Genomic DNA, 23,460 nt, shown 5'->3' with positions numbered 1-23,460 from the left:
GGGAAGATCGTTGTCACCGGACCGCCTCGGGCACGGGATGCCGTCCGGCATTGCGGAAGACCCAGCGCAGCCCGACGAAGCGCAGCAGGGTGGCGACCAGGTTGGCGATCACCAGCACCAGCAGCTCCAGGTGCACCGCCGCATCCGGGGCCCAGTGGTGCAGGGTGTAGAGCGAGCCACTGGTCAGCACAAGGCCGACGCCGAAGATGACCAGACCCTGGAAGTGATGCGACACCGCCTGATTGGACCCGCGCACCCCGAAGGTGAAGGCGCGGTTGGCGGCGGTATTGCCGATCGCGGTGACCAGCAGGGCCAGGAAGTTGGCGGCCTGCGCGCCCGTGATGCCCTGCAGCAGGACATAGAGCAGCAGGTAGGCCAGGGTCGAGGTGACGCCGACGATGCCGAAGCGGACCAGCTGCCCGACCATGCCCAGCGGCACGCCCTCCACCAGCGGCTCGCGGCCGATGGCGGCACGCAGCTCGTTGATGGGGAGCCGGCCGGTGGTCAGCGCGCGGCCGACCCGCCAGACGCCGAGCAGGTCCTTGCGGGCCGTGTCGATGATGTCCACCCGGGAGTCCGGGTCGTCGATCCAGTCCACCGGCACCTCGTGGATGCGCAGCCCGATGCGCTCGGCCAGCACCAGCAGTTCGGTGTCGAAGAACCATTCGCCGTCCTCGACGAGCGGCAGCACCAGCTTGGCCACGTCGCCGCGCATGGCCTTGAAGCCGCACTGCGCGTCGGAGAACTTGGCCTGCAGCGAGGCCCGCAGGATCAGGTTGTAGCAGCGGGAGATGATCTCGCGCTTGGGCCCGCGCACCACCCGTGAGGAGGAGGCCAACCGGGTGCCGATGGCGACGTCCGAGTGCCCGGACACCAGCGGCGCGACCAGCGGTAGCAGCGCGTTGAGGTCGGTGGACAGGTCCACGTCCATGTAGGCGACCACCTGGGCGTCGGAGGCCTGCCAGACCTCGCGCAACGCGCGGCCGCGGCCCTTACGGTCCAGGTGCACCACCCGCACGCCGTCCATCTGGTCGGCCAGCTGCCGGGCCACCTCGAGGGTGTTGTCGGTGGAGGCGTTGTCGGCGATGGTGATGCGCGCCGTGAAAGGGAAGTTCAGGGTGAGGAACGCGTGCAGTCTGCGCACGCAGGGGCCGAGGTCGACCTCTTCGTTGTAGACCGGAACGACCACGTCCACGACGGGAGCGGTCACTGCTTCTGCGGGTTCCGCCGCCCGCACGGCGGTTACGGTGTCGTTCATAGTGACCAATCTCGATCACCAGACTCACATCAGTCTGCGGCCTGCCTGGGAGGTTCCTGGGAGCCGCTTGCCTCGGCGTCGATTTCGTGCGATGCGCGAACCCGGATCGAGATCGCACGGACCCCGCCGTGATCGCGCTAGCTCGGTCCGAGATGCAGCCGCCACAGCGGGGAGACCGGTCCGTGTCCTTTGCCGAGGTCGTAGGACGCTTCCAGGCAGCGGAAGGTCCATTCCTTGGCGAAGGCGACGGCGTCGGGGACCGAGTAGCCGTGGGCCAGCGCGCAGCAGATGGACGCGGCCAGGGTGTCGCCACCGCCGTGATCGTTGCCGGTGACCAGGCGCCGGGCCGGGAGCTCGTGGAAGGTGTCGCCGTCGAAGAGCAGGTCGGTGGACTGCTCCGAGGTGCGCAGGTGCCCGCCCTTGACGATGGCCCACTGCGGGCCCAGCGCGATGAGCGCCTCGGCGGCCTTGCGGGCGGAAGCGTCGTCGATGACGTCGATGCCGGTGATCAGGCGGACCTCGTCGAGGTTGGGGGTGACCACGGTGGCCAGCGGAATCAGGGTGTGGCGCACCGCGTCCAGGGCCTCGGCGTGCAGCAGGGCGTCGCCGTGCATGGAGGCGGCGACCGGATCGACCACCAGCGGGATGCTGCCCTGGCGTCCGATTCCGACCTCGCGGCAGACCCCGGCCACAGCCTCGATGATGGCGGTGGAGGCCAGCATGCCGGTCTTGGCCGCACCGATTCCGATGTCGCCGACCACGGTTCGCACCTGGTCGGCCACGATCTGCGGCGGGATCTCGTGGAAACCGCTGACGCCGACGGTGTTCTGCACGGTCACCGCGGCGACCGCCACGCACGCGTGCACACCGCACAGGGCCATGGTGCGGGAGTCGGCCTGGATGCCCGCGCCGCCGCCGGAGTCGGTGCCCGCGATGGTGAGGGCGCGAACCGGGGTGGTGCCGTTCGGGGCAAGCGGTAGCAGATGCACGGCGCTTATTTTGCCCTCCGCTTCGCTCCGGGCGGGTTCCCGGCCCTGGAGGTCTCGTTCTTCCCTCCCTCCGCCTCCTCCGCTTCGCTCCCCCGGCTCCGCTCAGTCCAGAACGAGACGGGCCGCGAACCCTGGGGGCGATCGATCGCAGATATTGAAAATCATTATCATTAATGGATGACTTCAACTCAGCTGCCTGTGACCGTGCTGTCGGGATTCCTCGGTGCGGGCAAGACGACCCTGCTCAACCACATCCTGGCCAACCGGGAGGGCCGCCGGGTGGCGGTCATCGTCAATGACATGAGCGAGGTGAACATCGACGCGGCGCTGGTCGCGGGGCAGGGGCATCTGGACCGCACCGAGGAGAGACTGGTGGAGCTCACCAACGGCTGCATCTGCTGCACACTGCGCGAGGACCTCATCGAATCGGTGGGAAAACTCGCGCGGGAGGGGCGCTTCGACCAGCTGGTCATCGAATCCACCGGGATCTCCGAGCCGATGCCGGTGGCGGCCACCTTCGAGTGGGAGTTCGAGGACGGCTTTCAGCTCGGTGAACTCGCGCGCCTGGACACCATGGTGACGGTCGTGGACTGCTCCACCTTCCTCGCCGAAGTGGTGAAGGGGCAAGCCCTCGCCGAGCGGAATCTGCAAGCGGGAGAAGGGGATGCGCGCACCATCGCCGACCTGCTGGTCGATCAGGTCGAGTTCGCGAACGTGCTGGTGCTCAACAAGACCGACCTGGTGAGCGCGAATGCCCTCGGAACCGTGGAGGCCACGATCCGGCGATTGAACCCGGGCGCGCGGATCGTGCGCGCCGCACACGGCGTCGTCGACCTCGCGGAAGTCCTCGACACCGGCCGCTACAACCCCGATCTCGCCGCCCAATTCGAAGGCTGGGACGAGGAATTGGCGGGCGGCCACACCCCCGAAACCGAGGAATACGGCATCAGCAGCCTCACCTTCACCGCCGACCGCCCCTTCCACCCCGAACGCCTCGACGCCGCCCTCGCCCAACTACAGCGACTGCTCCGCAGCAAAGGCTTCTTCTGGCTGGCGAGCCGCCCCCACCTGGCCGCCATCTGGTCCCAGGCCGGCCCGAACCTGACCTTCGAAGCCGGCGCCTACTGGGACGCCCTCGACATGCAACCCGGCCAGGAAATCGTCTTCATCGGCATCGGACTCGACCGCCACCACGTCCACGACCTCCTGACCTCAGCCCTCCTCACCGACACCGAACTCGCTGCGGGCCACCAGGAATGGCTCACCTACCCCGACCCCTTCCCCTCATGGGGCCCATCCCACAACCACGCCTGATCATCCGAACCGGCGGCGACTGCCCGATCGACTCCACCACCCGTGACACAGGTCATACGAAGGTGATGTCACAAGACCGGACGATTTCGAGTCTTGTGTGCGAATCGCCGAGAAGGAGTCGCCACCATGAATATCGCCCTGTGGATCTGCGCCGGCCTGCTGGCAGCCGCAGCCCTCTTCGGCGGCCTCACGAAAATCGTCGTCCCCAAGGAGAAGCTGGCCGCTGCCCCCGGCGGCGGCTGGACCGGCGACGCCACCGCCACATTCGTCAAAACCCTCGGCGCCCTGGAAGTCCTGGCCGCCCTCGGCCTCACCCTCCCCGCAGCCCTCGACATAGCCCCGTTCATGGTCCCGGTCACCGCCGTCTGCTGGATCCTCCTGATGATCGGCGCCATGATCACCCACCTCCGCCACGGCGACCGAGCGGCCTTGATAGCCAACGTGCTCTACTTGGCCCTGGCCCTCTTCATCACAGTGGGTCGCTTCTGGCTCCACCCGTTCTGACCGGCGATCCAGTTCCTGCGGGGCAGACCTGGGGATGGCCGCTTACCGCGAACAGTCGCTCCTCCGCGCGGCTGGTGAGGATTTCATCGTGCAAGGCGCGTGCAAGGCCTCGACTGCGATCTTCGCGAAAATTGTGTGTACGTCGGGGCTTACGCTCCGAGTGAGCGGTTCGTTCGTCATCTCTCGGCGCCTTGGGTTCGCAGGGCGGGGCTGTCGTGGTGTGCGGCGCGGCGGGTTCCGATGAACAGGAGGATTGTTGCGAGCGCCATGATCGGCCAGGGGGTGGGCGCGAGGACGATGGCGCCGATCACCGTCCAGATTCCCAGAATCCAGGGGATGAAGGGCGGGGGCGTGATGTGCCGGTTGTCCAGCCAGAGCACCGTCAGGCCGACCACTATCAGTGGGATGCCGAAGCTGTCCAGGGAGAGCCAGTAAGCGCTGTCCGCCGGGCTCATGGCGGCGAAGTCGTCGCCCCACAGCTCCCCGCTGAACCACGCTCCGGCGTGGCTTGCCGCGTGCTCGATCGTCAATGCGCCCACGGTGTGTGCGGCTCCGAAAAATACGATGAGCCGACCAGCCCATTTGATCATCGGACCTCTCCATTTCCCTTGCGGGGGCGCGTGTCTCGTCCCCCAGTCTTGATATACGGTGGCGTATAACAGCGAGGGTAGCCCTGATATACGGTGCCGTATAGAAGGCGAGGCGTGAGAGGAGTCACCATATGGGCGTGGCCCGTACCCCGCGCGAGGCGTGGATCGAGCAGGGCTTGCAGACGCTCGTCGACAGCGGCGTGGAAGCGGTCCGCATCGAAGTCCTGGCCAAGCAGCTGGGCGTGACCAAGGGCGGGTTCTACGGTTACTTCCCCGACCGCGCAGCCCTTTTGGAAGCGATGCTGGACGTCTGGGAGCGCGAGAGCACCGACGAAGTGCTCGAAACCATTGCGCTCGAGGAGGACCCACGGGACAAGATCGCCCTCGCCGGCCAGTTGACCTTGTCCCCCAACCGTTTGCTGGGGATCGACCTGGCGATCCGGGACTGGGCCCGCCGCGATGAATCGGTCGCCGCCCGGCTGCGCCACGTCGACGACCGTCGGATGGCCTTGCTGCGCAAGACGATCGGCACCTTCTGCTCCGACCCCGACGAGATCGAGGCGCGCAGCCTGCTCGCCTTCTGCCTGGCCATCGGAAACCAGTTCCTCGCCGCCGACCATCCCGGCCGCACCCGCGCCCAGGTCCGCGCCCGCGCCTCCGCGATCCTCCTCAACCGCCCCACAGCGCCGGACCGCTAGCCGTCAACGCCATTTTCGGTTGAAGACGAACGACATGGCCAGGCGTACAGCGGTTTCGGTGAGCGCGGCAGTCCGGGCGACGGATGGTCAGTGGCGGGCGGCCAAGGCGGTGTGGAGGGTGGCGGCCCACTGCTGCACGATTTCCTTGCGGCGCAGGGAGTCGTCGGTGAGGACATCGGCGAGGCCGAGGCCGCGGGCCAGGTCGAGGGTGGCCTGCACCAGGTGGTGGGCGACCGGATCCGAGTCGTCCACGCTCAGCGCCTCGACGGCCATCCGATGCGAGATGCGGCCGAAGCGGGCTTCCATGGGGACGATTCGTTCCCGCAGGGCCGGGTCGGCGGCCGCGTGGGTCCACACCTGCAGCGCCGCTTTGAACAGCGGGCTGGTGTAGGACTCGACCAGGCCGGCCACCACCGCCTCGGTGCGCGCGACGCCCTCGGCGACGTCGGCGACCGCGAGGGCGTCGGCCTTGGCCTGGTCCATCCGGGTGTCGAACATGTACTCCAGTGCGGCGGTGATCAGATCCTCACGGGTGGGGAAGTGATGCTGGGCCGCGCCGCGCGACACCCCGGCCCGTTCGGCCACCACCGCGACCGTGGCGGCCGCCCAGCCCGTCTGGGCCAGGCAGTCGATGGTCGCCTCCAGCAGCCGCTGCCGGGTGGCCCGGCTGCGGTCCTGCTTGGGTTCGTGGGGTGTCGCCATGGTTGCCTATTCTGCCCAGCTGGGTGGGCGGCGCTGCATGAAGGCCGTGATGCCCTCGATCACCTCGGGGGTGCCGAAGAAGCTCGCGGAGCGTTTGGCCAGTTCTTCGGCCCCGCGGTCGAAGCCCGTGAGCAGGTCCGCGTTGACGAGCTGCTTGGCTTCGGCCAGGCCCTGCGGTGAGCCCTTGCGGAGTTCACCGAGCAGGCGCGCGGTCTCGGTTGCGGGGTCGTCGGCGGCGCCGGTGATGAGGCCGATGCGCTCGGCCTCGGCCGCGTCGAAGGTCTCGCCGGTCTGGAAGTAGCGGGCCGCCGACCGGCCGGTCATGCGCGGCAGCAGGGTCAGCGAGATCATGAACGGGGCCAACCCGATCCGCACCTCGGTCAGCGCGAAGCTGCTGTTCCGCCCGGCGACCACGAGGTCGCAGGCGGCGAGGATGCCCATGCCGCCCGCCCGCACATTGCCGTCCACCTGTGCCACCACGGGCTTGGGCATGGCGAGGATGTCGCGCAGCACCGAGATCATCCAGCGGGTGCGGATGTCGGCGGCGGCCGCCGGGTCGGCGTCCACCGCCTCCTTGAGATCCGCTCCCGCGCAGAAGGTGTTGCCGGTGTGGGTGAGCACCACCCCGCGCACCGCATCGTCCCCGGACGCCCGCTCCAGTCCCGCCAGCAGTTCGGTGACCAGCCGGGAGGACAGGGCGTTGCGATTGTGCGGGGAGTCCAGGGTCAGTACCGCGAATCCGTCGCGCACCTCGTAGCGCACGAACGGCGCGTCCGCGGCGGCACCGGCTGTGTCGGTCATCGAATACTCCTGCTGCTGTGTGGCTTTCGGGTGCGGGAGGGACGAGTGGCGGTGGCCGCGCACACCGCCGCCACTCGTCGCCCCGGTCAGTAGGACCGGGGCAGACCCAGCGAGTGCTGGGCCACGAAATTGAGGATCATCTCGCGGCTGACCGGCGCCACCCGGGCGATGCGGGCAGCGGCCAGCATGCCCGCCAGGCCCACATCCGAGGTCAGGCCGGAACCGCCGTGGGTCTGGATGGCCTGGTCGAGAGCCTTGATACTGGCCTCGGCCGCAGCGTATTTCGCCATATTGGCGGCCTCGGCCGCGCCGAAGTCGTCACCGGAGTCGTAGAGGAACGCGGCCTTCTGCATCATGACCTTGGCCAGTTCCAGCTCGATCTTCACCTGCGCCAGCGGATGCGAGATGCCCTGGTGCGCCCCGATCGGCGCGCCCTTCCACACCGCGCGCTCCTTGGCGTAGGCCACGGCCCGGTCGATGGCGTAGCGGCCCATGCCGACCGCCATGGCCGCGCCCATGATGCGCTCCGGGTTCAGGCCCGCGAACAGCTGCGCGATGGCGGCGTCCTCCTGGCCGACCAGGGCGGTGGCGGGCAGCCGCACATCGTCGAGGAACAGTGTGAACTGGTTGTCCGGCTCGAGAATGTCCATCTCCTGCTTCGTCTTCACGAAGCCGGGGGCATCGGTGGGGACGATGAACAGGGCGGGCTGCAGGTTGCCGGTCTTGGCGTTCTCGGAGCGGGCCACGATGAGCACCGCCTCGGCCTGGTCCACGCCGGAGATGAAGATCTTGCGGCCGTTGAGGATCCAGTCCTCGCCGTCGCGGCGGGCGGTGGTGGTGATCTTGTGCGAGTTGGAGCCCGCGTCCGGCTCGGTGATGCCGAAGACCATCTTCGACGAGCCGTCGGCCAGCTTGGTCAGCCAGTGCTGCTTCTGCGCCTCGGTGCCGTACTTGGTGATGATGGTGCCGCAGATGGCGGGCGAGACCACCATGAGCAGCAGGCCGCAGCCCTGCGCCGCCAATTCCTCTTGCACGAGCGCGAGTTCGTAGATGCCCGCACCACCGCCGCCGTACTCCTCGGGCAGGTTCACGCCCAGGAAGCCGAGCTTGCCGGCCTCGTCCCACAGCTCGTCGAAGGGCTCGTTGCGGCGAGCCTTGGGGCCGGCGTAGTCGCGGAAGTTGTACTTGGCGGCCAGCTTGGCCACCGCGGCCCGCAGCGCCTTCTGCTCGTCGGTCTCGATGAAACTCATTGCCTACTCCTGATCTTCGCTGTGGACCACGGCGAGAACCGCGCCGACCTCGACCTGCTGGCCGGCGGAAACGTTCAATTCGGTGAGCACGCCGGCGGTGGGTGCGGCAATGGTGTGCTCCATCTTCATCGCCTCCAGCCACAGGATGGGCTGGCCCTTCTCGAGCCGGTCACCGACCGCCGCGCCCAGGCGGATGACCGCGCCCGGCATCGGGGCCAGCAGCGAGCCCTCGGCCACCTGGTCGGCCGGGTCCTCGAAGCGGGGCAGGCGGCGCACCGCAACCGGGCCGAGCGGGGAATCCACCGCGACCAGGTCGCCGTAGCGGGCGATCTCGAAGCGACGGCGCACCGGGCCGCGCTCCCCCGGGACCTGGAGCACCACGAGATCCGGTGTGGCCTCCAGCAATTCGAGCCCGTCGTGGCCCTCGACCTCGACACCCGCGCGGGTCAGGCGGTAGCGCACCTCGTGCTTGCCGGTCAGGCGCGACTCGTAGGACTTGGACTGCGGCTGCGACGGCAGATTGCGCCAGCCGCTGGGCAGGCCGCTGCCGACCCGGGCCGCGCGCCGGTTGGCGGCGGCGTCGGCGAGCGCGGCGGCCACGATGGACAGCTGCTCGCCGGCCTCGGAAACCAGTGGCGCCGACAGCTTCTCGAGATCGTGGGTTGCGAAGAACGCGGTATCGGTGTCGCCCGCCAGGAACGCCGGATGCCGCAGCACCCGCACCAGCAGGTCGCGGTTGGTGACCAGGCCGTGGATCTTGGCCCGCTGCAGGGCAGCAGCCAGCAGATGCGCCGCCTCGTCACGGGTCTCGGCGAAGGAGATGACCTTCGACAGCATGGGGTCGTAGTGCACGCCCACCACGGAACCGTCCACCACGCCGGTGTCCAGGCGCACGCCCGGCTCGGTCAGGACGGTGAATTCGCCCAGGGTGCCGGGGATGTCGAGCTTGTGGACGGGGCCGGACTGCGGCTGCCAGTCGTGGGCCGGATCCTCGGCGTACAGGCGCACCTCGATGGAGTGGCCGCGCATCTCCGGCTGCCGCGCGGGCAGCGCGCGACCGGCGGCCACCTGCAGCTGCAGGCGCACCAGGTCCAGGCCGGTGACCTGCTCGGTGACCGGATGTTCCACCTGCAGACGGGTATTCATCTCCAGGAAGAAGAAGTCGCCCTTTTCGTCGGCCAGGAATTCGACGGTGCCCGCACCCTCGTAGCCGATGGCCTCCGACGCCAGCCGCGCCGCCTCGAACAACCGCGCCCGCATGCTCTGTCCCTCGGCCATGCGCGCGGGCTCTCCGTGGTTACGCTGCGCTGCCTCCTCCGAGCCTGACGCGCGCATGGCGTCGACCTTCTCCACCAGGGGCGACGGAGCCTCCTCGACGACCTTCTGATGCCGGCGCTGGATCGAGCACTCGCGCTCGCCGACCGCCCACACGGTGCCGTGCGTGTCGGCCATGACCTGCACCTCGATGTGGCGGCCGGTCTCCAGGTAGCGCTCACAGAAGACGGTCGGATCGCCGAAGGCGGACTGGGCTTCCCGCTGCGCCGCCTCGATCTGACCGGTCAGCTCGGACAGTTCGCGCACCACGCGCATGCCGCGACCGCCACCGCCGGCGGACGCCTTGATCAGCACCGGCAGCATGTCGGCGGTGACCTCGGCCGGATCCAGCTGCTTCAGCACCGGGACACCGGCGGCGTCCATCATCTTCTTGGACTCGACCTTGGAGCCCATCTGCTCGATGGCCGCGACCGGCGGGCCGATCCAGATGAGGCCGGCGGCCTGCACGGCCTTGGCGAATTCGGCGTTCTCGGAGAGGAATCCGTAGCCGGGGTGGATGGCGTCGGCACCGGCGGCCAGCGCGGCCTCGATGATCAGCTCGGCGCGCAGGTAGGTCTCGCCAGGGGTGTTGCCCGGCAGGCGAATTGCGGCATCGGCCTCGGCCACGTGCGGGGCGTTCGCATCGGCATCCGAATAGACGGCAGTGGTCGCGATACCCATGCGACGGCAGGTGGCGAATACGCGCCGCGCGATCTCGCCACGGTTGGCAACCAGAACATTGGTGATTTCCATTTCTGGCCTCACATCCGGAAGACGCCGAAGCCCTCGGCGCCCTTGATCGGGGAATTGTGGATGGCGGACAACGCCATTCCCAACACCGTGCGGGTGTCACGCGGGTCGATGACGCCGTCGTCGTAGAGGCGGCCCGACATGAACATGGGCAGCGACTCGGCCTCGATCTGCGCCTCGATCATGGCGCGCATCCCGGCGTCGGCCTCCTCGTTGAAGGGCATGCCCTTGGCCTCGGCCGCGGCCCGGCCCACGATGGAGATGACGCCCGCCAGCTGCGCGCCGCCCATGACGGCGGATTTGGCGCTGGGCCAGGCGAACACGAAGCGTGGATCGTAGGCGCGCCCGCACATTCCGTAGTGGCCCGCGCCGTAGGACGCGCCCATGAGCAGCGAGATGTGCGGCACCTTCGAATTCGACACCGCGTTGATCATCATCGCGCCGTGCTTGATGATGCCCTTCTGCTCGTACTCCTTGCCGACCATGTAGCCGGTGGTGTTGTGCAGGAACAGCAGTGGCGTGTTCGACTGGTTGGCCAGCTGGATGAACTGGGTGGCCTTCTGTGCTTCCTCGGAGAACAGCACGCCGCGGGCATTGGCGAGAATGCCGACCGGGTAGCCGTGCAGTTCCGCCCAGCCGGTCACCAGGCTGGAACCGTAGAGCGGCTTGAACTCGTCGAAGTCGGAGCCGTCGACCACGCGGGCGATGACCTCGCGCGGATCGAACGGGATCTTGAGGTCGGTCGGCACGATGCCGAGCAGTTCCTCCGAGTCGTACATCGGCTCGATCACCTCGGTGACCGGGCGCGCGGCCGGACCCTGCTTCTGCCAGTTCAGTCGCTTGACGATGGAACGGCCCAGCCGGATCGCGTCCTGCTCGTCCACGGCCAGGTAGTCGGCCAGACCCGAAATGCGGGCGTGCATTTCGGCGCCGCCGAGGGATTCGTCGTCGGACTCCTCACCGGTGGCCATCTTCACCAGCGGCGGACCGCCCAGGAACACCTTGGAGCGCTCCTTGATCATGACCGTGTAGTCGGACATGCCCGGGACGTACGCGCCACCGGCCGTGGAGTTGCCGAAAACCAGTGCGATGGTGGGGATTCCGGCCGCCGACAGCCGGGTGAGGTCCCGGAACATCCGCCCGCCGGGAACGAAGACCTCTTTCTGCGTCGGCAGATCCGCGCCGCCGGACTCGACCAGGCCGATCACCGGCAGCCGGTTCTCCAGCGCGATGTCGTTCATGCGCAGGTTCTTGCGCAGCGTCCACGGATTCGACGTACCGCCGCGCACGGTCGGATCCGGCGCCACGATCATGCACTCGACGCCCTCGACAATGCCGATGCCCGCGATCACGCTGGCGCCCACATGGAAGTCGCTGCCCCAGGCCGCGAGCGGAGCCAGCTCCAGGAACGGAGAATCCTCGTCGATGAGCAGTTCGATGCGCTCACGCGCAGTCAGCTTGCCGCGCTTGCGGTGCCGGGCCATCTTGTCCGGGCCACCGCCCGCGATGTTCTTGGCGTACTCGGCCTCCACCTCGGCCAGCTTGGCCGTCATGGCCTCGGCGGCGGCCTGATAGTCCGCCGAATTCGGGTCTACGGACGTGCGCAGAATACTCAAGACTGGAACCCCAATCGCTTGGCCGCGAGGCTGGTCAGGATCTCGTTGGTGCCGCCACCGATGCCGAGGATCCGGACATCGCGGTAGTGGCGCTCGACTTCGGACTCACGCATGTAACCGAGGCCGCCGAAGAGCTGTACCGCCTGGTGGGCAACCCATTCCGCGGTCTCCACTGCGGTGTTCTTGGCGAAGCACACCTCGGCGATCAGATCGGTCTCACCGCGGGCGGCGCGCTCGGCCACCGCGTGCGTGTACACGCGCGCGACATCGATGCGGCGCGCCATCTCCGACAGCGTGTTCTGCACGGCCTGGCGGCTGATCAGCGGGCGGCCGAAGGTCTCCCGGTCCCGGCACCACTGCAGCGTCAGGTCCAGGCAGCGCTGGGCGTGCCCGTACCCCTGCACGGCCAGCCCCACCCGCTCGCTCACGAAGGCCTGTGCGATCTGGGCGAATCCGCTGTTCTCCGGGCCCACCAGGTTCGAGACCGGCACTCGCACATCGACATACGAGAGTTCGGCGGTGTCCGAGCACAGCCAGCCCATCTTCTCCAGCTTGCGGCTGACGGTGAACCCGGGCGTGCCCTTCTCCACCACCAGCAGCGACACACCGGCCGCGCCCGGACCGCCCGTACGCACCGCGGTCACCACGAAATCCGCGCGCACACCGGAGGTGATGAAGGTCTTGGACCCGTTCACGATGAAGTCGTCGCCGTCCCGGACCGCCGTGGTCCGCAGATGCCCGACATCCGAACCGCCGCCCGGCTCGGTGATGGCCAGCGACCCGATCTTCTCGCCCGCCAGCGTCGGCCGCACCCAGCGCTCGATGTGCTCGGCATTGCCCGAGGCGATGAGGTGCGGCACCGCGATACCGCAGGTGAACAGGGAGGCGAACAGGCCGCCCGAGCAGCCCGCGTAGTGCAGCTCCTCGGCCACGATGGCGGCGTCGATGCCGTCGCCACCGGAACCGCCGGCGGATTCCGGGAACTGGATGCCCAGCAGCCCCAGCGCACCCGCCTTCTTGTGCAGCTCACGCGGGATCTCGCCGTTGCGCTCCCACTCGTCCAGATACGGCAGTACCTCCCGCTCCGCGAAACCGCGCACGGTGGCGCGCAATTCGCGGCGTTCGGGCGTCTGCCACGGGTCTGCATATCCGGCGCTCATACCGCCTCGTTCCCTTCCGCGAGGCCGAACCCTCGCCTGTCACCGGCTCGGCCGGTCCACGGCCGCAGCGCAGGTCCGCCGCGCCGGCTCACGGCAACAACTCCGCGGGGATGTCGAGGTACCGGGCGCGCAGCCATTCGCCGAGCCCCTTGGCCTGCGGGTCGAAGCGGGCCTGATAGGCCACACCCTCGCCGAGCAGGCCCTCGACAATGAAGTTCAGCGCCCGCAGATTCGGCAGCACGTGCCGGGTGACCGGCAGCGCGGCGGTCTCGGGCAGCAGGCGGCGCAGCTCGTCGACGGTCAGCGTGTGCACCAGCCAGCGCCACTGCTCCTCGGTGCGCACCCAGACGCCGATATTGGCATTGCCGCCCTTGTCGCCACTGCGGGCCAGCGCGATCGCGCCCAGCGGGGCGCGGGTGGTGGCTCCGGCCGGAAGCGCCTGCGGCAGTTCCGGTTCCGTGACGGCAGCCAGCTCCAGGGTTTCCCCGGCCGGCGCGATCGCCACCTCGGTGCCGTCCGCCAGGACCGCCGTGTGCGGAATCTCCTTGGAATCCACGTATCCCGGCGTGAACACCCCGTACGGACCGCCATTGCCGGGCGGGGCCGTCAGCGAGAAGCCGGGGAAGCTGGCCAGGGCCAATTCCACTGCGACACTGGAGAACGCGCGCCCCACCTTGTTCGGATCCGGGTCGCGGACCACACAGCGCAGCAGGGCGCTGGCCTGCTCCTCGGTGTCGGCGTCGGGCCGGTCCAGCCGCGCCAGGGTCCACTCCAGCTCGGCGGGCCGCGCCGGCAGCCAGGACTCCAGCTGCCGTTGCGCCAGTTCGGCTTTGGCCTCGATATCCAGGCCGGTGAGGATGAACTCCATCTCGTTGCGGAATCCGCCGATGGTGTTGGTCGACACCTTGGTCTGCGGCGGCGGGGCCTCACCGGTCACGCCGCTGATCAGCACCCGGTCGGGGCCCTCCTGGCTCACCCGGATGGTGTCGAGTCGCGTGGTGACATCCGGCCCGGCGTAGCGCGCGCTCTGGATCTCGTACATGAGCTGGGCTTTCACCGTGTCCACGGTGACCGCGCCGCCGGTGGCCGCATGCTTGGTGATGACACTGCTGCCATCACGCCGCACCTCGGCGATCGGGAAGCCCGGCCGCCCCAGATCGGCGATCTCGGTGAAGAAGGCGAAATTGCCGCCGGTGGCCTGGGTGCTGCACTCGATGACGTGTCCCGCCACCACCGCACCGGCCAGCGCGTCGTAATCGGTTCGGCCCCAGCCGAAATGAGCGGCCGCGGGACCGACCACCACCGAGGCGTCGGTGACCCTCCCGGTCACCACGATGTCCGCGCCCGCGGTCAGGCATTCGGCGATGCCCCACGCGCCCAGGTAGGCGTTCGCGGTGAGCGGCGCGCCCAGCCCCAGCTCTCCGGCCCGCGCCAGCAGATCGTCGCCGGTCACGTACGCGACCTTCGGTGCGAGACCGAGCTTTTCGGCCACCTCCCGCACCCGCTGGGCCAGCCCGGCCGGATTCAGCCCGCCCGCATTGGCGACGATCTTCACCCCGGACTCGAGGGCCAGGCCGAGGCTGCCCTCCAGCTGCTTCACGAAGGTTTTGGCGTAGCCGAGGTTCGCGTCCTTCATCCGATCGCGTCCCAGGATCAGCATGGTGAGCTCGGCCAGATAGTCGCCGGTGAGCACGTCGAGCTGCCCGCCCTCGAGCATCTCCCGCATGGCGCTGAGGCGATCGCCGTAGAACCCGGAACAGTTGCCGATCCGAATCAGATCCGGAGTGTCGGCGAGCTGACTCATGGCGGGCCTCCCTGTGCACCTGCGCTGTCACAGCGCGGTCGGCGCAGCCTCGGTGCTGCGGTCGGTTACAGGGTCACATCGGTCCCGGAAAAAATCAAGCCCGCGTGCTTGTTATTTTTCATAATCCCAGGTCGGGACCGGTCCCCGATGCGGCGGCAACCTTCAGGCACACTGAACACGTGTCCTCAGACGTCACCGTGATCGTCCTGCTCGCCCTCGCCGGATTCCTGCTCGGCGGGGCGTACTCGCTGTTCAAGACCTCGCGCCCACTGGCCATCGGGCTCGCCGTCTGCGGCGTGCTCGCGGCCGTGGGCGCGGTGCTCTGGATGACGAACTGACTCTCGCGCCGGCCGACCGTCACTCGGCCTCGAGGCGGAAGATGCGGAGATCTTCCGGGACGCCGCTCAGTGGAGCCGCGAAAAAGCTACGGCGATAGGGCTTTACACCCAGGCCGAGCTCCTCGAGCGTCTCCGGGCGCAGCGAGTCCAGCGTCACGCCCGAGAGCATGGTGTTGCCATTGCCGCCCGCTTCCATGACGCGGGCCGCGATGTTCACATCGATGCCGAGCCAGTCGCCGCCGATCTCGCGCGGACTGCCGGTGTGCAGCCCCAGGCGCATCTGCGGGCGATAGCCGTCCACCGACACCGCCGACAGGTTCTCCTTGGCCGCCACCGCCGCCCGCACGGCCCGGTCCGCGGACGGGAACACGGCCATCACGCCGTCGCCCATGCGCTTGACCACCTGGCCGCCGCGATCCACGATGGGCGGCTCGATGGCCTTGGCCACCCGCCGCAGCAGGTCCAGGGTCACCTCGTCCCCTGCGGCCAGGGACCAACTGGAGAAGGCCACCAGATCGGTGAACATGATGGTGATCTCCTGCGGGCCGCGGCCCTTGCCGATCCGCTCCAGCACGGCCTGCCAGACCTGCAGCGCACCCAGCCCCAATTCGCGTGCGGCACTGGGGGAATCACCGACCAGCTTGTCCGCCGCGCGGGCCACGGCACGCGCGCCACCGGGTCCGGAGACCGAGAGCGGATCACCGAAGGCCGGATCGCCGGGCAGGTTCTCGCGCGCCTTGCGGATGGCATCGATGATGTCGCCGCGCTGATTGGCGGCATTGACCATGGCCGAGAGCTGCCCGGGGAAGCGGCCGCGCCGCCGCCCGGTCTGCGACTCGTCGGTCTCGTCGGGGTCCTCGGACAGTTCCGCGGGAATCAGGGGGATGACCACATCCGGGTCGATGCGGGGTTGCCGTGCCCGACTGGGGGGCGCGTCGCGGGACCGGTTGCGATCGGTTCCCAGTCCGTCCGTACGGTTCGCGTCGGAGGCGCGTTCACCGCCGTCGGAGGGTCGTTCGCTCACGCCCAGAGCGTATCTCAGCGTTCCGTCGTGGAATGGATCAATGATTGCCACCTGACACCTCCCGATCGGTGCTAGCGGCCACATCATTGGACCCGCCGAAGGTTTGAGTGTTTTGGTTGCTGTTTCGATGCTACCGACCGTCCAGTACGACGGCCAACGATCCATGCCGACAGGAAAAGTTAGCTGGCACACACTTTTGGCCCGTTATGACACCGGCCCGATACGGAGAATCCGTATCGGGCCGATGCTCGCCGCCGTGCCGGGCAGTGGCCGGCGGCCCCTAGGGCAGGGTCTGTGCGCGCTCTACGCGTCGCGCTTATTTACCACGAACAACGCGGCTGCGAAGATCAATCCGACAAAGACCGCAAAGTAGACCAGGCCGCCCCACGGACCCCAGTGCCAGTACGACGACTTGGCGTCCACGGTGCCCAGGAACAGGCCCGCGTTCTGGAACGGCAGCAGCACCTGGATCTCCCGGCCGATCTTGCCGAACGCGCCGACCATGGGCTCGAGGATGACCGGCCACACGATCAGCAGCGACAGCGCGCCCGCCGACTGCCGGATCAGCGTGCCCACGCCGACCGCCAGGAAGACCACCAGCAGGATGAACAGCGGCACGGCGTAGAAGACCCGCAGATCGCCACTGCTCAGGCTCAGGTGGCTGCCCGCGTCGTGGTTCACCATGACCTTGAAGATGAAGAAGCCGAGGAAGGTCAGCGCCGCACTCAGCAACGCCATAGCAACCCCGATGACACCGGCCTTGGTGAGCAGCACGGTGGTTCGACCGGGAACCGCGAGGAAGGTGGTCTTGATGGTGCCGAAGCGGTATTCACTGGTGACCGCCAGCGCCGCCAGGATCATGACCATCAGGTAGCCGAAACCCGGAATGCCCTGGGCCAGGCCGGTGATACCCAGGCCCGCCACCGAGTTCTCCGCGTACGGCGCATCGGCCGGGGTCATCTTGCCCTGGGCCAGCTGATCCTCGAAGACCCGCCAGGACGCGTTCAGGGCCAGGCTGAACAGCGCCGCGATACCGAGCGCGAACACGACCAGCAGCGCCGTGCACCAGACCGGCGACTTGGTCGAGGTGAGCTTGATTCGTTCCGCCGCGAGCACTCCCATCAGAGCGCACCTCCCATAACCTGATCGAAGCCTTCGCCGTGGTACTGCACCGCGCCACCGGTCATGCGCATGAACGCCTCCTCCAGCGAAGCGCGCTGCGGCGAGAGCTCGTAGAGCGTGATGTCATTGGCGCCGGCCAGTTTTCCGACCGCGTCGCTGGTGACGCCCGCGACCACCAGGGCCGGGCCGTCCGCCTCGGCACCATCCTCGCGCACCGTCATGCCGTTCGAGGTGAGCAGGCTGCGCAGCTGATCCAGCTGCGGACTGCGTACGCGCACAGACTGTTCCGAGGCCTTCTCGATGAAATCCTTTGTGGTGGTGTCGGCAATGAGCCGGCCCCGGCCGATCACGACGAGATGCTCGGCGGTCTGCGCCATTTCGGAGAGCAGATGACTCGACACCAGCACGGTGCGGCCCTCGCCCGCCAGCCGCTGCATGAAGCGGCGGATCCACAGAATGCCCTCGGGATCCAGGCCGTTCACCGGTTCGTCGAACAGCAGCACCTGCGGGTCGCCGAGCAGGGCGCCGGCCAGGCCGAGCCGCTGCGACATGCCGAGGGAGAAACCACCGGCGCTCTTGTTGGCGACCTCGGACAGGCCGACCAGGCGCAGCACCTCCTCCACCCGCGACTGCGGAATGTCATTGGAGGCGGCCATCCACCGGAGGTGCGAGCGCGCGGAACGATTGGGATGCACCCACTTCGCGTCCAGCAGCGCGCCGACGGTGTCGAGCGGACGCTTCAGGTCGTGGTACGGCTTACCGTCGATGAGGGCGGTGCCGGAGGTCGGTGTGTCCAACCCCAGGATCATCCGCATGGTGGTCGACTTGCCCGCCCCGTTCGGGCCGAGGAAGCCGGTCACCTGCCCCGGACGAACCGTGAACGACAGGTCCGACACCGCGACGGTCTGGCCGTAGTGCTTGGTCAGGCCTCTCAGTTCGATCATGGCGACCAGTCTTCCCCATGTAAGGAGCGCGCACTATCGCTAATTGGTCGCGCGTCGCTCATCCCTGAGGATGACTACGGGCCGGACCGGACTCCGGGTTCAGAACCCGGGCCGGACTTCAGAATCCGGGCGAGGAAGCTTGGGCCCAGAAGCGCTTGGGGATTCGCCCGGCCTGCCGCGCCAGCCGGCCGCCCTCGACCGCGTGGGCCATGGCGGCGGCCATCAGCGCGGGCTGCCGGGCGCGGGTGACCGCGGTGGCCAGCAGGACCGCCGAGCAGCCGAGTTCCATTGCCAGCGCGGCATCACTGGCGGTGCCGATGCCTGCGTCGAGGATGACCGGCACGCCCGCGGCGGCCACGATCATCTCGATATTGTGCGGATTGCCGATACCCAGACCGGTGCCGATCGGCGAGCCCAGGGGCATGACCGCGGCGCAGCCGGTGTCCTCGAGGCGCTTGGCCAGCACCGGGTCGTCGGTGGTGTAGGGCAGCACGGTGAAGCCGTCGTCCACCAATTGCTCTGCGGCGGCGACCAATTCGATGGCGTCGGGCAGCAGGGTGCGCTCGTCGGCGATGACTTCCAGCTTCACCCAATCGGTTTCGAGAGCCTCGCGGGCCAGCTGGGCGGTGAGCACCGCCTCGGCGGCCGTGCGGCAGCCGGCGGTATTGGGCAGCGGCGCGATCTCCAGCCGCTTGAGCAGGTCCAGCACGCCGGTGCCGCCCGCGGCGTCCACCCGGCGCATGGCGACCGTGGTCAGCTCGGTGCCCGAGGCGACCAGGGCCTCCTCCAGCACGGCCAGATTCTCCGCGCCGCCGGTGCCCATGATGAGCCGGGAGCCGAACTCGCGTCCCGCGATGACCAGCGGCGCTGCGCTCGATGCGGCGTGCGCGGGGCCCTGCGTGGTTACGCGAGCTGCCGCCTCCGGGCCCTGAGCTCCCGCCGGCGCGCTAGCCACCCTGCACCGCCGTCAGGACCTCGATCTCCCAGCCGCGGCCGACCGGCTCGTCCCAGCGGGACTTGGGGAACACCGCGCCGTCGATGGCCAGCGCCACGCCCTGGCACGGCAGGTTCAGCCGTTCCAGCAGCTGCCGGATGGTGAGCTCGTCGGGGAAAACATGATCCTCGCCATTGACGGTGACGCCGACCGGAATTGCGGTCATCGGACTCCTCCTGGGTGAAACGGTGCGGCGGTGGTGAACCGGCGCGGGTCCGCGGCACGCGCCTCGGGCAGCTCGGTGTCGGCGAGCAGCGCCAGGACGGCGTCGGCGGTGACCGGGGTGTCGAGAATGCCGTTGCGGCCGTGTCCCGCGGCCACGATCACCCGCTCGTCCAGGTAACCGATCAGCGGCAGATTGTCGGGCGAGCCCGGGCGCGAACCCGCGATGGCCTCGGCGAATTCGTACTCGCCGATACCCGGCAGCACGGCCTCGGCATCGGTGACCAGGTCGCGGACACCGGCGACGGTGACGGCGTTGTCGAACCCGACTTCGTATTGTGTTGCACCCAGCACGATTCCGTCACGCCTCGGCACAAGATATATGGGGCGGCCGTGCACCCGGGCCCGGATCACGCGGGCGGGCACGGGCGGGGCGCTGGGGCGGCGGCGCAGGCGCAGGATCTCGCCTTTCACCGGGCGCACCGGCAGACCGGGCCACAACTCGGCGGCCGCGGCGCCGGTGGCGAGCACGATGCGATCGTGCGACAGGCCCGCCGGCGATTCCACCCGCTCGGCGCGGAACTCGACTCCGGCCGCGGCACAGGCGGTTCGGAGCACGGTCACCAGGGCGCGATTGTCAACGGCGGGTTCGGCGACGGCGAGCAGTCCGGCGCGCACGCCGCGGCCCACGCCGGGTTCGGCGGCACGCACCCCGGCGCGGTCCAGCAGGCGCAGCTCGTGGCCGCGGGCATTCACCCAGTCGGCGATGGTGCGCAGGTCGGCGGCATCGGCGCCGTCCAGAGCGACGGTCAGGGTCTGATCGGCGACGAAGACATCGGTGCCGGTGACGCCCCGCAGCTCGGCGGCGAAACCGGGCCAGCGGATCAGGGAGGCGGCGCCGAAGGCGAGAGCGGCGTCCTCACCGGGCCAGCCCTCCGAGAGCGGGGCGAGCATGCCGCCCGCCACCCACGAGGATCCGGAGCCCACGGCCGGGTCGAAGAGGGTGACGGTCCAGCCCGCTCCGGCGGCACGCCAGGCTACCGAAAGTCCGATCACACCGCCGCCGACGACGGCCAGAGTCCGCATGTGAATCCACCTAACTCATCCCGGCATCCGCGGGACCTGCATATATATCGCGCGAAACAGTGGACTCGGCGGGAGCGTCGCGCGGCTGCACGCCGGGTGCGCTCTCTCGGGTCGTTTCGACTCGAACACCGTAGCGCGACTACCGTCGAGACTGTGCAACCCTCCCACCCGAACCGGCCCGCCACCCCACGGGAACGCCTCGCCACCGCGCGGCTGTACCTGTGCACCGACGCCCGCCGGGACCGGGGTGACCTGGCGGAGTTCGCCGAGGCGGCCCTGGCCGGCGGCGTCGACATCATCCAACTGCGGGACAAGGGCTCGCCCGGGGAGAAGCAGTTCGGGCCACTCGAGGCCAAGGCCGAACTGGGTGCGCTGGCCGAGCTGAAGGCCGCCGCCCGCCGCCACGGCGCACTGGTCGCGTGCAACGACCGCGCCGATATCGCGCTCGCGGCCGGGGTGGACGTGCTGCACCTGGGCCAGGGCGACCTGCCGCCCTGGTACGCGCGGCAGATCCTGGGCGGCGAGGTGGTGCTGGGCCGCTCCACGCACAATCGCGCGCAGGCCGGACTGGCCGCGGTGGACGAGCACATCGACTACTTCTGCACCGGGCCGGTATACGCCACCCCGACCAAGCCGGGTCGCACCCCGGCGGGCATCGATCTGGTCCGGTCCACCGCGGATTCGCACACGCAGCGGCCGTGGTTCGCCATCGGCGGTATCGACGCCCGCAGCCTGCCCGAGGTGCTGGACGCGGGCGCGACGCGAATCGTGGTGGTGCGGGCCATTACCGAGGCCGACGATCCGGCGGCCGCCGCCCGCGCCATCAAGCAGCGGATCCTGGCGAACGACCGCTAGTCAGCCGACCGGGTCGAGACGAATCGGGACGCCGTTCAGATTGGACATGCCCGCGAGGCGTTCCACATCGGCGAGATCGGTGGACATCAGGTCGTTCACATTCGCGCCCCCGGCGGCATTGGCGCGCTGCCAGCCGCCGTCGTGACCCCAGCCGTGCGGAATGGCCACGGTGCCCTCGGTCATGTCCTCGGTGAGCCGGGCGGTCACCTCGATGGCGCCGTGCGCGGAGGAAACCCGGCAGCGGTCGCCGTCGGAAATGCCCGCCACCGCCGCGTCTTTGGGGTTGATGCGGGCGGCGTGCTCGCGGTCGCCGCGCATGAGCGGCTCGGCATTGTGCATCCACGAGTTGTGCGATTTGAGTTCGCGCAGGCCGATGACGCGCAGCGGATAGGCCGGATCGGCCGGCCGCGCGCTGAGGGCGCGCAGTTCGCCGATGATCTCGTCCGGATCCAGCCGCACGCGGCCCCCCTTGTGCCGCACCACGTTCCGCAGCACCCCGGTGGCGATGCTGTCGGCGAGCACCACCCCGTGCGGGTGACGGCGCAGCATGCGCAGGCTGAGGCCATTGCGGCGCAGGCCGAATCGGTCGCCGTAGGGGCCGGTGCGCAGGGCCAGGTCGGCCAGCAGGGTCGGGGTGGGGCGGGCGGAACCGAGGCCCGGGACGCGGCGGCGCAGGGCACTCAGCAGGCGACCGGCCGGGCGGGCCGGACCGATGGCGAAGGGCTGCACGCCGATCCGGGTCGCGATGGCGTCGATGATCCGCCATTCCTCGCGAGCCTCCCCGTACGGTTCGACGACCCGCTCGGTGTACTGGGTGTACGGCGTCGGGGAGAACGCGGTGAACGGCAGCGGAATGTCGTCGCGCTCCAGAAAAGTGGTCGCCGGGAGGATGTAGTCGGCTATCCGGTTGGTGTCGTTGACATATATGTCTATGGAAACGAACAGGTCCAGTTCGGTGAGCGCGGCGGCCAGTTCGCGGCCGTTGGGCACCGAGGAAACCGGATTGCCCGCCGAGGTGAACAGGGCACGCAGCTGCCCAGGGCCGGGCGTGGTGATCTCCTTGGCCATGATGGCGGCCGGGAAGGTGCCCAGCACGTCCGGGAATCCGCCGATGCGGGAATGGTTCTTGCCGTAGCCGGCGAAACCGAGGCGGGCGCTCAGTTCGGAGACCGCCACCAGTTCCTTGCCGAAGACCGAACCGCCCGGCCTGTCGAGGTTTCCGGTCACCAGGGACAGGACGTCGATGAGGAAGGCCACCAGGGTCGCGTGCCTGCCCAGGCAGGTACCGGTGCGGCCGTAGACCGCGGCGGATTCGGCGCGGGCCAGATCGCGGGCCAGGGCGCGCACCCGATCGGGCTCGAGGCCGGTGACCTCGGCGGTGTATTCGGGCGTGAAACGCGCTACGGCATCCCGTAGTTCACGTGCGCCGCCGGCCTGGCGACGCAGCGCCCCGGTGTCTTCCAGACCCTCGTCGAAGATTACCTGCAACAGGGAGGCCAGCAGCCAGGCGTCACCGTCCGGTCGCACGCCGACGTGCTCGAACAGCTTGGCGGTCTCGGTGTTTCGCGGGTCGACCACCACCACACGCCCGCCCCGCTTCGTGATGGCGGTGAGCTTCTCGCGGATACGCGGCGCGCTCAGCACGCTGCCGTGTGAGACAAGGGGATTCGCGCCCAGCATGAGCAGGAAATCGGTGCGGTCCAGATCCGGCACCGGCACGGTGGTGAGGGAGCCGTAGAGCAGCTCGCTGGCCACGAAACGGTTGTTGATGTCCTGGGAACCGGCCGAATACACGTGCTTCAACCCGGCGGCCAGCTGGAAACCCACCATCCACAGGGTGTGTGAATAGGAGAAGGAGGACGGATTGCCGAAATACCAGCCGAGGCTCTCGATTCCGTGCTCGCGGATGAGCCCGCACAGGCGTGCGCCGATCTCGTCCAGCGCCGTGTCCCAGGACGCCCGCTCGAACTCGCCGGAGGCGGTGCGCCGCAAGGGATACAGCACCCGGTCGGGATCGTTCTGGATCTCGGTGAAGGCGATGCCCTTGGGGCAGGCGTTGCCACGGGAGAGCGGATGGTCCTTGTCGGCGCGCAGGCGCACCAGCTTCCCGTCCTCGACGGTGGCGATCAGCCCGCAGAGGGGCTCACAGATCCGGCAGTAGGTGGGGAGCTCGCGCGTTGTCACG

The 23,460-nt window shown here is 69.0% G+C and carries 22 protein-coding genes; 5 read left to right on the top strand and 17 right to left on the bottom strand.

The features are described 5' to 3' along the window. Window positions 1-13: 13 nt before the first annotated feature. Both ACFXN1_RS31615 and thiD read right to left on the bottom strand, forming a co-directional pair. Window positions 14-1,258 carry a glycosyltransferase gene (locus tag ACFXN1_RS31615; protein ID WP_379438266.1) on the bottom strand — a complete coding sequence of 415 codons (1,245 nt, stop codon included), beginning with the start codon at window positions 1,256-1,258 and terminating at the stop codon, window positions 14-16. Between the two features lie 137 nt (window positions 1,259-1,395). Further along, window positions 1,396-2,247 (bottom strand): bifunctional hydroxymethylpyrimidine kinase/phosphomethylpyrimidine kinase, encoded by an 852-nt coding sequence (gene thiD / locus ACFXN1_RS31610; protein WP_379438267.1) that lies wholly within the window; start codon window positions 2,245-2,247, stop codon window positions 1,396-1,398. A gap of 177 nt (window positions 2,248-2,424) precedes the next feature. Between thiD and ACFXN1_RS31605 the strand changes: the two genes are divergently transcribed. Together ACFXN1_RS31605 and ACFXN1_RS31600 are read left to right on the top strand one after the other, a co-directional pair. Then, window positions 2,425-3,561: a GTP-binding protein gene (locus tag ACFXN1_RS31605; protein ID WP_379438269.1), complete on the top strand. Its 1,137-nt coding sequence runs from the start codon at window positions 2,425-2,427 to the stop codon at window positions 3,559-3,561. Window positions 3,562-3,687: 126 nt separating this feature from the next. Next, entirely contained in the window at window positions 3,688-4,065 is a 378-nt protein-coding gene (locus tag ACFXN1_RS31600; RefSeq protein WP_379438271.1) for a DoxX family protein, read from the top strand. Window positions 4,066-4,241: 176 nt separating this feature from the next. Here the strand turns inward: ACFXN1_RS31600 and ACFXN1_RS31595 are convergent, their stop codons facing one another. Beyond that, window positions 4,242-4,604, bottom strand: coding sequence for a hypothetical protein (locus ACFXN1_RS31595; protein WP_379438300.1), 363 nt, complete (start codon window positions 4,602-4,604; stop codon window positions 4,242-4,244). A 182-nt stretch (window positions 4,605-4,786) separates the two neighbouring features. Between ACFXN1_RS31595 and ACFXN1_RS31590 the strand changes: the two genes are divergently transcribed. Beyond that, window positions 4,787-5,353, top strand: coding sequence for a TetR/AcrR family transcriptional regulator (locus tag ACFXN1_RS31590; protein ID WP_379438272.1), 567 nt, complete (start codon window positions 4,787-4,789; stop codon window positions 5,351-5,353). An 87-nt stretch (window positions 5,354-5,440) separates the two neighbouring features. Here ACFXN1_RS31590 and ACFXN1_RS31585 read toward each other — a convergent pair whose 3' ends face one another. The 7 genes from ACFXN1_RS31585 to ACFXN1_RS31555 all read right to left on the bottom strand — a co-directional run bounded on the left by ACFXN1_RS31585 (window position 5,441) and on the right by ACFXN1_RS31555 (window position 14,750). Beyond that, window positions 5,441-6,055, bottom strand: a complete 615-nt coding sequence (locus ACFXN1_RS31585; protein ID WP_354843499.1) for a TetR/AcrR family transcriptional regulator — start codon at window positions 6,053-6,055, stop codon at window positions 5,441-5,443. 6 nt (window positions 6,056-6,061) lie between these two features. Continuing rightward, the gene (locus ACFXN1_RS31580) at window positions 6,062-6,856 is read right to left on the bottom strand and encodes an enoyl-CoA hydratase family protein (protein ID WP_379438274.1); all 795 of its coding nucleotides are present in this window, start codon (window positions 6,854-6,856) and stop codon (window positions 6,062-6,064) included. A gap of 86 nt (window positions 6,857-6,942) precedes the next feature. Continuing rightward, on the bottom strand, window positions 6,943-8,106 hold the full coding sequence (locus ACFXN1_RS31575) for an acyl-CoA dehydrogenase family protein (RefSeq protein WP_354843494.1): 1,164 nt from the start codon (window positions 8,104-8,106) through the stop codon (window positions 6,943-6,945). Window positions 8,107-8,109: 3 nt separating this feature from the next. Further along, complete coding sequence (locus tag ACFXN1_RS31570; protein ID WP_379438275.1) at window positions 8,110-10,173, bottom strand: acetyl/propionyl/methylcrotonyl-CoA carboxylase subunit alpha; 2,064 nt, start codon at window positions 10,171-10,173, stop codon at window positions 8,110-8,112. An 8-nt stretch (window positions 10,174-10,181) separates the two neighbouring features. After that, the gene (locus ACFXN1_RS31565; RefSeq protein ID WP_364619804.1) at window positions 10,182-11,786 is read right to left on the bottom strand and encodes a carboxyl transferase domain-containing protein; all 1,605 of its coding nucleotides are present in this window, start codon (window positions 11,784-11,786) and stop codon (window positions 10,182-10,184) included. Beyond that, window positions 11,783-12,946, bottom strand: a complete 1,164-nt coding sequence (locus tag ACFXN1_RS31560) for an acyl-CoA dehydrogenase family protein (protein ID WP_379388616.1) — start codon at window positions 12,944-12,946, stop codon at window positions 11,783-11,785. Before ACFXN1_RS31560 ends, ACFXN1_RS31565 begins: the two co-directional genes overlap by 4 nt. 88 nt (window positions 12,947-13,034) lie before the next feature. Then, window positions 13,035-14,750, bottom strand: coding sequence for an acyclic terpene utilization AtuA family protein (locus ACFXN1_RS31555; RefSeq protein WP_379438277.1), 1,716 nt, complete (start codon window positions 14,748-14,750; stop codon window positions 13,035-13,037). A gap of 179 nt (window positions 14,751-14,929) precedes the next feature. Between ACFXN1_RS31555 and ACFXN1_RS31550 the strand changes: the two genes are divergently transcribed. After that, entirely contained in the window at window positions 14,930-15,088 is a 159-nt protein-coding gene (locus ACFXN1_RS31550) for a hypothetical protein (protein ID WP_354843480.1), read from the top strand. Window positions 15,089-15,107: 19 nt separating this feature from the next. On the opposite strand, the gene ACFXN1_RS31545 is transcribed toward ACFXN1_RS31550, so the two are convergent. The 6 genes from ACFXN1_RS31545 to thiO all read right to left on the bottom strand — a co-directional run bounded on the left by ACFXN1_RS31545 (window position 15,108) and on the right by thiO (window position 20,420). Then, window positions 15,108-15,875: an adenylate/guanylate cyclase domain-containing protein gene (locus ACFXN1_RS31545; protein ID WP_379401332.1), complete on the bottom strand. Its 768-nt coding sequence runs from the start codon at window positions 15,873-15,875 to the stop codon at window positions 15,108-15,110. A gap of 540 nt (window positions 15,876-16,415) precedes the next feature. Next, window positions 16,416-17,234 (bottom strand): ABC transporter permease, encoded by an 819-nt coding sequence (locus tag ACFXN1_RS31540; RefSeq protein WP_379388622.1) that lies wholly within the window; start codon window positions 17,232-17,234, stop codon window positions 16,416-16,418. Beyond that, complete coding sequence (locus tag ACFXN1_RS31535; RefSeq protein WP_379401279.1) at window positions 17,234-18,178, bottom strand: ABC transporter ATP-binding protein; 945 nt, start codon at window positions 18,176-18,178, stop codon at window positions 17,234-17,236. The genes ACFXN1_RS31540 and ACFXN1_RS31535 overlap by 1 nt, the downstream gene beginning before the upstream one ends. Window positions 18,179-18,296: 118 nt before the next feature. Next, a complete protein-coding gene (locus ACFXN1_RS31530) occupies window positions 18,297-19,040 on the bottom strand; it encodes a thiazole synthase (protein ID WP_379438302.1) in 744 nt (247 codons plus the stop codon). Window positions 19,041-19,125: 85 nt separating this feature from the next. Further along, window positions 19,126-19,338, bottom strand: coding sequence for a sulfur carrier protein ThiS (gene thiS / locus ACFXN1_RS31525; protein ID WP_354843470.1), 213 nt, complete (start codon window positions 19,336-19,338; stop codon window positions 19,126-19,128). Beyond that, a complete protein-coding gene (thiO, locus tag ACFXN1_RS31520; RefSeq protein WP_379438279.1) occupies window positions 19,335-20,420 on the bottom strand; it encodes a glycine oxidase ThiO in 1,086 nt (361 codons plus the stop codon). Before thiO ends, thiS begins: the two co-directional genes overlap by 4 nt. Window positions 20,421-20,573: 153 nt before the next feature. On the opposite strand from thiO, the gene thiE reads away from it, so the two are divergent. After that, window positions 20,574-21,275 (top strand): thiamine phosphate synthase, encoded by a 702-nt coding sequence (thiE, locus tag ACFXN1_RS31515; protein ID WP_379401277.1) that lies wholly within the window; start codon window positions 20,574-20,576, stop codon window positions 21,273-21,275. On the opposite strand, the gene ACFXN1_RS31510 is transcribed toward thiE, so the two are convergent. Then, a complete protein-coding gene (locus tag ACFXN1_RS31510; protein ID WP_379438281.1) occupies window positions 21,276-23,459 on the bottom strand; it encodes a molybdopterin-dependent oxidoreductase in 2,184 nt (727 codons plus the stop codon). Window position 23,460 lies beyond the last annotated feature (1 nt).

It is taken from the genome of Nocardia sp. NPDC059154 (assembly GCF_042755705.1).
Classification (GTDB): domain Bacteria; phylum Actinomycetota; class Actinomycetes; order Mycobacteriales; family Mycobacteriaceae; genus Nocardia.
The sequence above is the reverse complement of the archived record's forward strand: the minus strand, read 5'-3'. Positions and strand labels throughout refer to the sequence as shown.